The organism is Lewinella sp. (genome assembly GCF_050633125.1).
Lineage (GTDB): Bacteria > Bacteroidota > Bacteroidia > Chitinophagales > Saprospiraceae > Lewinella.
Window position 1 is genome coordinate 22,174 of sequence record NZ_JBOEFX010000007.1, and the last position, 10,623, is coordinate 32,796.

The following is a 10,623-nucleotide window of genomic DNA, read 5'->3' on the forward strand; positions in this document are numbered from 1 at the left end:
ATCCACTAGACGTTTAGTATCACAAAAGCTTTCCCTGATCCTATTCAGGGGCCATGCCGGTAGGGGCGTTGCGTTGCAAACGCCCCTACGGCACCGCGCTGTTAGTCGCTACCGCTCCGGCCCATCGCTTGTCCTTGCGCCATCCTGGCACCGCGCTCCGGCCTGTTGGCCTGCGCGCCTATTTTTTTGCGCCAATCGTACCAGTGCGATCATACGATTGAAGTGCATTTATAGCCCTCCAAGGTAGACAATCTGTTCTGCTGGTCCTCCGACCAGCGTAAAAATACGTTAACTACCCTCTACTCAAAATGGCGATGCCATCGTCCGCGCATCCCTTTACAAGTTTAGCCCAAATACCGAAAGTCCAGTTTAACCCTTTTAGAAAATTTTATTTTCCAAAAAACAAATACTACATTGTAATTTAAATCAATCTCTTTCTGAATTATGCGCTACACCCTATTATTAGTACTCGCAGGCCTCGCCTGGAGCCTGCAAGCCCAAATTGTCAACCCCAACAAAGTCCGCTTTGGTAAATTTTCCGACGAGGAAATTGAATTAAAAACCTACGCTCTTGACCCCGATGCCGAGGCTGTTATCCTTTTTAGCGAAGGCAAAATGTGGATGGACTATGACCCTAGCACCGATGGTTTTGAACTCATGATGGAAAGGCATCATCGCGTCAAAATTTTAAAAGCCACCGGCGTGGATCATGCCACCTTTATCTTTCGACTTTCCAATAGCACCACCACTTCTTCCAGAGAAGAGATCATCAATATTAAAGGTATCACCCTTAATACAGCAAACGGGGAAGAAGAGGAAGTTAAACTCACCAAGGAAGGCATCTTTGAAGAATCTATCAGCGATGGCTTAGATCAACTCACGATTACCTTTCCGCAAGTGAAGGAAGGGGCCATTATTGATTTGAAGTACACTTACAAATCTGACTATATAGCGAATATTCCGACTTGGTATTTTCAAAGAAGTATACCTACCGATTACAGTTATTTCGAAGCTGTTTTCCCGGAATATTTTTTCTACTCGGTAGATATGAAAGGCTTTTTTAATGATCGACTCCTAGAAAATACCGTAGCTGAAACAGGCTCCAGGTCACTAATACTTTCCGGTGGCCGCAACGGCAACCAAGAACTCAATTTTGGAACAAGGGGCTACCGCTGGTCGGCAAAAGAAATTCCTGGCCTGCAATCAGAAACGTTCTCGCCAGCAGCCAGCAATTACTTCTTTCGGGTCGATTTTGAATTGGCCAGCGTTAATTTTCCCGGTCAGCTAGGCCGAAACTATTCCCAAAGCTGGGAAGATGTTGCTTCTTACTATCGTAATTTTTCGGGCAATCGGGCTTACTTGAACCCCAAAAAAGAGGTAGAAGAAATGGTCGCCGATTGGACCAGTGGTATTGATGCTCCCACTGAAAAACTAATCATCATTTACGAGCAAGTCAAAAAACGCCTGGAGTGGGATGGTCGCTATGACCTGGCTGCCGGTATTACCCCCGCTAAACTTTTGGAACTGAGCAGTGGCACTTCTGGCGACCTTAACTTCCTCCTTATTAGCGCATTACGAGCCGCTGGCATTACTGCCAATCCCGTTTTGGTAAGTACCCGCAACAATGGTTACCTGTCACTGGCCCGCCCATCTTTACAACAATTTAATCATATTATCGTAAAGGCTAGCCTCCCCGACAATAGCTACCTCTTGTTAGATGCTACCCAAAATGATGTACCACTTCCGCTGCTACCGCTACATAACCTCAACGACCGAGGACGTCTTATACTTGAAGAATCCTCTTCGTGGGTAGACTTGACCGCTCCTTCCGAACACAAAACAGCCCTACAACTGAAGCTTACATTACAACCCGATGGCACCCTCAATGGCACCGCTAAGTACAAAGCCTCCGGCTATGCAAGTCTGGAAAATCGTAGAGAACTGAACCAAGAAACCGATATCCAACAACACCTTGAAAAATGGACTGGGCAAACCATGTCAGCAGTAGAAACTACCGGTTTTGACAACAGTTATGAGGATATCAATGTCACCGCACAAATGGATGCTTCGGCAGCCGTGATGAACAATGAAAACCTGTTCTATATCAATGCAATTATGGCTTCTCATTACCCAGAGAATCCACTCACTACAGAAGCAAGGCTTTTTCCTGTTGATCTGCAAGTTCCGCAGGATTATGTCTACGTTTTACAATTAGACCTGGGAGAAGGCATTGTCATAGAAGAAATTCCGGAGTCTATCAACTTTGCGCTGCCCGAAGGCAAGGGGCGTTATTCGCTTCGTTTTATTGAACTCAATGGCAACCTCCAAATCATAGAAAAACTATCCTTTGACAATCCTTTTTTCTATGCCCAAGAGTATGCTGCACTCAAGAACTTCTTTGATCTAGTTGTCGAACAACAGCAAGCGATGGTGGTACTGAGGAAGGAGTAAAATTTTACTTTTATTGCCGCGGAGGTGCAGCGTTTTTTTAGCCACTAAAGCACAAAAACACGGAATTACACCGAATATTTTGATTCTCTGACAATTTTTGTGTTTTAGAGTCCATCGTAAAACAAAAACCACGTTCCTTATCAGTCACTTACTATTTTTGCTTTAGCTTGACCACAAAAATTGTCAGAGAAGGAATATTTTTTGTGGATTTTAGTGCCTTGGTGTTTTGTGGCTAATTAAGTGGCAAACTGCTTCCCTAAAACATAGAAGCTTTCACAAAAATCACCAATAAACCATCCGGTTTCGGGTGGGTGTGACTCATATCGGTTGACCTGTCAGACGTTCGTGTGTGGGCATCCATGACCTGCTGCAAGCGATAACCCTGGTGCACATGATCATCAATTAGTTGCTGTAATTTTTGAGCAACTTCTTCTCCCGTCAGTGGACGGCGAGGGGTAGAAGTCCATTTAAGGTTCTCTTGATCTTCGATGCTGGATAAAAACTCAACTTTATAGGCATTGCTCATAGCGGCTTTTTTTATTCTCTGACAATTTTTGTGTTTTGAAGTCAATCGAAAGTAAAAATGACGCTTCTTGCCAGTCACTCAACATTTTCACTTTAGCTTGACCACAAAATTGTCAGAGAAGGGCTTTTTTAATTCTCCAGTAATCTACAAATAATCATTTTGCGCTGTAACTTACTTTCGACAAAGCTGGATGAAAAGTCGATATTGGGTTTTTATTTTCATGCTGTTTCTAAGACCACATAACGACTGGAAGAAAGATATGCTGCAAAATATTTGCCATGACAACTATCTGTCTTTATCTTTACATCTGTCCTAACCAAATACCAATTTTATGCCCATCTACCACCGTCTAGGTCAATTGCCGCCCAAGCGTCATACCATTTTCGAGAAGCCAGATGGCAGCATATACCACGAGCAGCTGTTTGGCACCATCGGTTTCGACGGCATGTCATCGCTGCTTTATCACCACCATCGCCCCACTATGGTAGAGTCGGTAGGTGAATCGGTAGATGTAAGCCCCAAGTTAGCGGTCGCTAAGAACATGAAGTCGCGTAAGCTGATAGGGTTTGATGTGCCGCCACAGGATGATTTTCTGGACAGCAGAGTCACTTTACTCCTCAATAGCGATATTCATATTGGTCTGGCTGCTCCTCGTAAGTCGATGACCGAGTATTTTTACAAAAATGCTGATGCGGACGAGATGTTGTTTATCCACCAAGGCACTGGCACACTGCGTACCCTGGTGGGTAATATTAGGTTTGAATATGGTGATTACCTCATCATCCCACGGGGCATGATCTACCAAATCGAGTTTGACACCGAAGAGAACCGCATCCTTTACGCAGAATCATTTGACCCTATCTATACGCCCAAGCGTTACCGCAACTGGTTTGGTCAACTGCTAGAGCACTCCCCTTTCTGCGAACGTGATTACAAACTCCCCCAGGATCTAGAAACACATACAGAAAAGGGGCAATTTTTGGTAAAAATAAAGAAGCAGCAGACCCTAACGGACTACGTCTACCAGGCTCACCCCTTTGATGTGGTTGGATGGGACGGCTACAATTTCCCCTACGGGTTTTCCATTCACAACTTTGAGCCGATTACCGGGCGCGTACACCAGCCACCACCCGTACACCAAACGTTTGAGTCGAAAGCTTACGTGATTTGCTCTTTCTGCCCAAGGCTCTACGACTATCACCCTAAGGCTATTCCTGCCCCCTACAATCACTCTAATATCGACTCGGACGAGATGCTTTACTACGTGGATGGCGATTTCATGAGCAGAAATGATATTGGCCCTGGTGTTATCACTTTGCACCCTGGCGGTATTCCTCATGGCCCTCACCCTGGCGCCTACGAACGCAGTATCGGTCAGACAAAAACAGAGGAACTGGCAGTCATGATCGATACCTTCAAACCATTACAACTCACAGAAGCAGCGATGAAGCTTGACGATGGGAAGTATTTTAGGTCTTGGTTGGAGCATTAGTTTTTCACGAAAGTGGGAAGTGGGAAATCGAAAATCGGAAGTATTAATTAGAGTGTAGGATTGGTTTAAGGGTTGGGTGAGTGTAAGAGTGTAAGAGTGTAAAAGTATGGGGCTTACCTCCCTATTTAAGAGACTCAAAATATTTCCGACTTCCCACTTCCGCTCTCCGACTTTGAAAAGGAGTTAATGGAAGATTCTCTAATAAAGAAAAAATACGCTATTTAGAAATAGCTCAAAGTTCGACTAATGAAGTACAAAGTATGCTCTTTATCTTGGAAGACTTATCTTATTTGGAGTTAACCGAAACTCAATATTTGAGAGACTTGGCTACAACAACCCAAAAACAAACATGGGGCTTAATCAAGTATCTAAGAAATAATTGACGCTAGTCATCAACCTAACCTACAACAATCAACTTACAACTTACAACCAAATAATATGACCCCCTGGCTTAATACCACCCCCAACCCCGACTTCTCCATCTACAACCTGCCTTTTGGCATATTCTCTACCAAGAAACTCAGCCCTCGGGCGGGGATTGCCATTGGTGATCAAATTGTTGATTTGTGCGAAATGGGCCAGCAAGGCTACTTTGCCGACTTGGGATTTGACAGTTGGGTATTTGAACAGAAGACCCTCAATCGCTTTATTGGATTAGGGAAAAAAATCACCAACAAGGTACGTATCAGAGTACAGGAATGGCTCTGCGACGAGGGTTCTCCGCTGGCCAAACACCCTGCCGGGTTGGTCGCACAAAGTGATGCACAGATGCACCTGCCGGTGCGCGTGGGCGACTATACCGACTTTTATTCGAGCATTGAGCACGCCACCAATGTGGGGATGATGTTCCGTGACCCGGAAAATGCCTTGCTGCCCAACTGGAAGCACATTCCGGTAGGTTACCACGGGCGGGCTTCCTCTATTATTCCTTCAGGGACACCTATCCACCGCCCCAAGGGGCAACTGATGCCTAAAGGTGCTGATAAGCCGGTATACAAAGCCAGTGGTCGCCTGGACTTCGAATTAGAGATCGCCTTCATCATTGGCAAAGAAAATGAGCTGGGGCAAGCAGTGAGCACCTCCGAAGCAGAGGATTACATCTTCGGGATGGTCGTCTTCAACGACTGGTCTGCGCGAGATATTCAAAAGTGGGAATACGTGCCACTTGGGCCTTTCCTGGGTAAGAATTTTGCGTCTTCCGCCTCTCCTTGGGTCGTGACGATGGAGGCATTAGCTCCGTTCCGAGTACAAGGCCCGGCACAAGACCCACCAGTGCTTCCCTACCTCGAATACGAAGGGCAACACAATTACGACATTCACCTATCGGTAAGTATTGAAACCGAAGATGGAACGGATAATGTTGTGAGCCAGTCGAACTATAAATACATGTATTGGAATATGCTTCAGCAACTGGCCCACCACACTGTCAATGGCTGTAACATGCGTATTGGCGATATGCTGGCTTCGGGTACCATTAGTGGCAAGGATGCCAGTGCCTATGGCTCTATGTTGGAGATTTCCTGGTCGGGCAGTAAACCCGTCACCTTAGCCGATGGTAGCACGCGTACTTTTATTGAAGATAACGATACGGTGATCATGAAAGGCCACGCCGAGAAGGATGGTATGCGGGTAGGATTTGGCGAGGTACGCACCAAGGTGTTGCCTGCGAAATAGAGTGTGTACAAAATTGAGTATATCGCGTAGAGACGCAGAACCCGCAGAAGTTTCTTAACTGATTACCTCAGGGTCAATAGATACATTTTGATAATTATTTATCAGACACACTTCAATGAATAGTCTCTGTAAAATAAAGAACCATGAATAAAGGAATTACAACGATTATCCCTGGTGAAGTATCCACGGGCAGGTTACATGGTTTTTTGGTCTCGTCGGTAGCGCCGCGGCCGATAGCTTTTGCCAGTACGATAGATAAAGAAGGGAACGTCAACTTAAGTCCGTTCAGTTTTTTCAATGTTTTTGGGGCCAATCCGCCGATTGTGATATTTTCGCCAGCACGCCGTGTGCGGGACAATACGACCAAACATACACTGGAAAACATCAAGGAAGTGGCCGAGGTGGTGATCAATATTGTGAACTACCCCATTGTTGAGCAGATGTCGTTGAGTAGTACTGAATACGACAAGGGGGTCAACGAGTTTATGAAGGCCGGATTGACGGAAGTCGCTTCCGACAAAGTAGGGCCACCCCGTGTAGGAGAAGCCCCGGTAGCCATGGAATGCGTAGTAGAGCAGGTTATAGAAACAGGCGAGGAAGGCGGTGCTGGCAACTTGGTCATTGCCAGAGTCGTGGCTATGCACATCCGTAACGAATACCTCAATGAGCAAGGAACGCTAGACACCCACAAGCTAGACCTGGTGGCCCGTATGGGCGAAAGCTGGTACTGCCGGGCCAGCGGTGATGCCCTTTTTGAGATCCCCAAGCCTCTCCAAACCCTGGGCATCGGTGTAGATCAGTTGCCAGAGTCTATCCGTAATAGCACCATCCTTACTGGTAACAACCTAGGGCGATTGGGAAATATCGAACAGTTGCCGGACGATGCCACAGTAAAGGCTTTTGTGAGTACTGATCCTGGAATGCAAGTACTGCTAAAGGAGCGCCCGAATGATCAACAAGCACGGCACCTTTATGCTCAGACGTTATTGACTGCTGACAAAGTAGAGGAAGCGTTGATGGTGTTGCTTTGGGAGGGGTAAAGGAGACGCATGCCGACGGAGGCAAAGCCTACGCCACAAGGATACGTAAGGATAATCCGTGCGTAAGGCGGAGCCTGAAGCTCGGCGGACGGAGGAGCAGGCCAAAGGATAGCCGGAAGCGCAGCGACCAGATAGCCTGGTGCCGATCCCGACTGCATCAGTCGGGAGACGGCATGGCCCCAAGCAAGCTTTAAATTGTCCAACTCAACATTTTTTTAAAAAAAGGAGAACTACTGTCACGTTTCGTCGTCGACATAGATATAAGAGAGTGAATAAGCGAAAATTATTAACCACTTATATTAATAAACGATGACAAATACACAACTATTTAGCCGCCTTTTGGCCTTATTTCTCGTCGCTACTACCCTAGTAGCCTGTGATCCTGAAAATATTGACGACACTTCTTTCACACCAGTTTTTGACTGCCCCGATATTGATGCAAATATTGGCGATGATTGTATGACCGCTGCGGGGGTTGTAGGCACTGTAAATGCAGATTGCGAATGTCAACTGCCCACCAGCTACGACTGCCCCGACACCAATGCCAATATTGGTGATGAATGTGAGACGCCAGGAGGAGATACTGGTACTATAAATGCAGATTGCGAGTGTGAACTATCCACCGGCTATGACTGCCCCGATATCAATGCTAATATTGGCGATGAATGTGAGACGCCAGCAGGAGGTACTGGTACCATAAATGCAGATTGCGAATGCGAACCATCCACCGGCTATGACTGCCCCGATATCAATGCCAATATCGGTGATGATTGTATGACCGCTGCGGGGGATGTAGGTACTGTAAATGCAGATTGTGAGTGTGAGCTGCCCTCCAGCTACGACTGCCCGGACCAGGGTGCAAACATTGGTGATGCGTGTTTTATCCAGGGTGGATTTTTTGGAATAATCAACGAGGATTGTGACTGTATCTTTGTCATCAACTATGATTGTCCTGATATCAATGCGAATATTGGCGATGAATGTATGACTGCATCAGGTAATGTAGGTTTCGTAAATGCAGACTGCGAATGTGAACTGCCGGAAGTAGACTGTCCAGATCTGGGCTTGAACATCGGCGACGATTGCTCGACTCCTATAATGGGGGCAGGCACCGTAAATGCAGATTGTGAATGCGAAGTAGCTACCGTAGACTGTCCGGAACTGGGCCTCAACATTGGAGACATTTGCCCATTAGATGACCACTTCGGTAGAGTAACTGCAGATTGTGAATGCGAGTATCAGTGTCCGGATTTACAACTTAACTTTGGTGACGACTGCATCAAGGCTGACGGAACAGTAGGATACGTGATCCAAACCTGTGATTGTATCTAAGCTTAGCGCATATTGGGACGTTGTTCCTACTCAAATAACAGGTGGCTGCAACCAGGATCATACTGGTTGCAGCCTTTGATAAGGACTTAGTGTATGGAGTTAAGCATCCAACTTATAGAACGGTGTATAGCTAATGAGCGAGCTGCACAACGCCAGTTGTATGAGATACTGATGCCCTATTTGAACCTCATCTGTAAACGCTACCTGAACCATACGGAGGAATTGCAGGATACGCTACAAGAGGTTTTTATTCTGATTTTCAAAAACATCCGACAGTTTGACATCCAGCGGGCTAGTTTCAAAACGTGGGCGACCCAGATTGCGATCAACTGTTGCCTAAAAAACAACAGCTCCAACCAACGAAAAGGAACACAAGAATTAATTGTACCACTACACGAAACACCTGTTGACCCCGCTATCATAAAAACCCTTAGTGAACGAGACTTATTGAGGTGGTTGAAAAAAATGCCGGAACCGTATTTTCAGGTATTCAACCTCTATGTTGTAGATGGCTTCTCACACCGGGAGATTGCCGAGTTACTACAGATTGATGAATCCTTGTCGCGGCAACGGCTGACCCGCAGTAGGGCCTGGCTTAAGCAAAGACTGCCGGAGCACTTACAAACCAAATTACACCTCAACAAGCTTTAAATCCTTCCGATATGCATTACGTCGAAGACGAATATCAAAAACGATTCAAAGAAGGCCAGTCTACCGAAGGGGTAGACCCCGATCAGCTCTGGGCCAATATCGAAAGTGCTTTGCCGCCAGAGGAAAAGCCCGAACGGAAGGCATGGTTATGGGTGAGCCTGGTGTTATTTTTGCTATTCGGAATAATTACGGGGGCGTACTATTCCTATTTTACAGTTGCAGAAGGGACAAAGAAAGGCACTGAAGCCACTGCTATTCTTCGAGACGAAGCTATCAACAACACAAATACAGTAAATACAGCGGCCGCTACTGCTCATGAACGAAGGCACACCAACTTTTCACTAGATCCCGCTGACCATACAGCAGAAATCGCTATTTCTTTATCTGGAGATGACCTTGCCTTGAGCCAAACTGCAAAGAAAGATATTGCAGTACTTGAAGGAAAAGGAAATTCAAACCCTGCCACAGTAACGGATAAGAAGAACCTTATAGAAACAGAAAACAACGCTATAGCCAATACCGCAATCCCAGCAAATGAACACAAAGAAGGAGCATTGCCCATAACACTTACAGCAACGACCTATGGAATAAGTACCGAAGAAAACACTACGCTAACTGTTGTTGCGAAGCTTATTGATCCTTTAACCAGCTTGGCAGTCACGCCTAGAGCATTAGCATTGCCAGCGATTGTCTTGCCTGCGCCTGTTGTCGGCAAAACCAAGGCACAGCCACTAAGTCTGGAATTCTTTACCGGTATCTCTTTTTGGGAAGAACGATCAACCGGAGATGACAGCCCCTTTGCCCAACAGCTTGACGACCTACACAAGTCGGAGGCGGGGCTCACTACGGCGCTGGAAATACGGCTGCCGGTATCATCGTCTATTGACCTTATTAGTGGGTTCCACTACACCTATAGCCGGACTGTTTTTGAATATACTCGGAGCTGGGACACGATGATATACCGCAATAACATTCCTGGTGCAGACCTGATTAATGCAATAGGACTCCGGGAAGTGAAGCACCATAACAGTGTGCAAACGCTGACCATTCCGCTCTTGGCAGGATGGAGCAGCCAAGGCAAAAAGTTGCAACTGGGTATCAATGCCGGAGTAGGGTTGAATCTGATATTGGAGACCGCTGGCAGGTCACTGAATGCTTCGGGGGAGGTATTCACCTATAGTGCTGCCAGTGCTCCCTACCCCGATGTTTATCTTTCCTATCATCTACAGCCGCAGTTGAGTTATCCGCTGGGGCAGCAGTTTCGGTTACATTTCCGGCCAGGAGTCAGCTATCAGGCGCTAGGAGAATCAGAAATATATGGATTGAAACGCAGCGCCTTACGAACGGATTGGAGTGTAGGAGTGAGCTGGCGGAGGGAATAATGACGGAATATTAGTGGTGCGTTATGTGCGGGGTGCGAGGTGCGGTGAGCTCAGCCTGAATGTATGATCGCACTG

General features: G+C 46.4%; 8 protein-coding genes and 1 pseudogene. 8 read left to right on the forward strand and 1 reads right to left on the reverse strand.

Annotation, left to right across the window (positions count from 1 at the left end):
* The first annotated feature begins 444 nt into the window (after positions 1 to 444).
* Positions 445 to 2,451 carry a DUF3857 domain-containing protein gene (locus tag ACRBG0_RS01285; protein WP_431485126.1) on the forward strand — a complete coding sequence of 669 codons (2,007 nt, stop codon included), beginning with the start codon at positions 445 to 447 and terminating at the stop codon, positions 2,449 to 2,451.
* 256 nt (positions 2,452 to 2,707) lie between these two features.
* On the opposite strand, the gene ACRBG0_RS01290 is transcribed toward ACRBG0_RS01285, so the two are convergent.
* Entirely contained in the window at positions 2,708 to 2,977 is a 270-nt protein-coding gene (locus ACRBG0_RS01290) for a hypothetical protein (protein ID WP_431485127.1), read from the reverse strand.
* A gap of 331 nt (positions 2,978 to 3,308) precedes the next feature.
* Between ACRBG0_RS01290 and ACRBG0_RS01295 the strand changes: the two genes are divergently transcribed.
* From ACRBG0_RS01295 to ACRBG0_RS01325, 7 genes and pseudogenes are all read left to right on the forward strand, one after another.
* A complete protein-coding gene (locus tag ACRBG0_RS01295) occupies positions 3,309 to 4,469 on the forward strand; it encodes a homogentisate 1,2-dioxygenase (RefSeq protein ID WP_431485128.1) in 1,161 nt (386 codons plus the stop codon).
* Positions 4,470 to 4,666: 197 nt separating this feature from the next.
* Positions 4,667 to 4,852, forward strand: a pseudogene (locus ACRBG0_RS01300) (four helix bundle protein); the annotation flags it as partial.
* A 55-nt stretch (positions 4,853 to 4,907) separates the two neighbouring features.
* Positions 4,908 to 6,143 carry a fumarylacetoacetase gene (gene fahA / locus ACRBG0_RS01305; protein ID WP_431485129.1) on the forward strand — a complete coding sequence of 412 codons (1,236 nt, stop codon included), beginning with the start codon at positions 4,908 to 4,910 and terminating at the stop codon, positions 6,141 to 6,143.
* Between the two features lie 143 nt (positions 6,144 to 6,286).
* Positions 6,287 to 7,183, forward strand: coding sequence for a flavin reductase family protein (locus tag ACRBG0_RS01310; protein WP_431485130.1), 897 nt, complete (start codon positions 6,287 to 6,289; stop codon positions 7,181 to 7,183).
* Positions 7,184 to 7,492: 309 nt separating this feature from the next.
* The gene (locus ACRBG0_RS01315; RefSeq protein WP_431485131.1) at positions 7,493 to 8,515 is read left to right on the forward strand and encodes a hypothetical protein; all 1,023 of its coding nucleotides are present in this window, start codon (positions 7,493 to 7,495) and stop codon (positions 8,513 to 8,515) included.
* A gap of 93 nt (positions 8,516 to 8,608) precedes the next feature.
* The gene (locus ACRBG0_RS01320; RefSeq protein ID WP_431485132.1) at positions 8,609 to 9,166 is read left to right on the forward strand and encodes an RNA polymerase sigma factor; all 558 of its coding nucleotides are present in this window, start codon (positions 8,609 to 8,611) and stop codon (positions 9,164 to 9,166) included.
* Between the two features lie 11 nt (positions 9,167 to 9,177).
* Positions 9,178 to 10,548, forward strand: coding sequence for a hypothetical protein (locus tag ACRBG0_RS01325; protein WP_431485133.1), 1,371 nt, complete (start codon positions 9,178 to 9,180; stop codon positions 10,546 to 10,548).
* The last annotated feature ends 75 nt before the right edge of the window (positions 10,549 to 10,623 follow it).

Coding starts and splice junctions, on each gene's coding strand:
- ACRBG0_RS01325 (WP_431485133.1), top strand. CDS start 9,178: ATGCATTACGTCGAAGACGAATATCAAAAACGATTCAAAGAAGGCCAG.
- ACRBG0_RS01310 (WP_431485130.1), top strand. CDS start 6,287: ATGAATAAAGGAATTACAACGATTATCCCTGGTGAAGTATCCACGGGC.
- fahA (WP_431485129.1), top strand. CDS start 4,908: ATGACCCCCTGGCTTAATACCACCCCCAACCCCGACTTCTCCATCTAC.
- ACRBG0_RS01290 (WP_431485127.1), bottom strand. CDS start 2,977: ATGAGCAATGCCTATAAAGTTGAGTTTTTATCCAGCATCGAAGATCAA.
- ACRBG0_RS01320 (WP_431485132.1), top strand. CDS start 8,609: ATGGAGTTAAGCATCCAACTTATAGAACGGTGTATAGCTAATGAGCGA.
- ACRBG0_RS01295 (WP_431485128.1), top strand. CDS start 3,309: ATGCCCATCTACCACCGTCTAGGTCAATTGCCGCCCAAGCGTCATACC.
- ACRBG0_RS01315 (WP_431485131.1), top strand. CDS start 7,493: ATGACAAATACACAACTATTTAGCCGCCTTTTGGCCTTATTTCTCGTC.
- ACRBG0_RS01285 (WP_431485126.1), top strand. CDS start 445: ATGCGCTACACCCTATTATTAGTACTCGCAGGCCTCGCCTGGAGCCTG.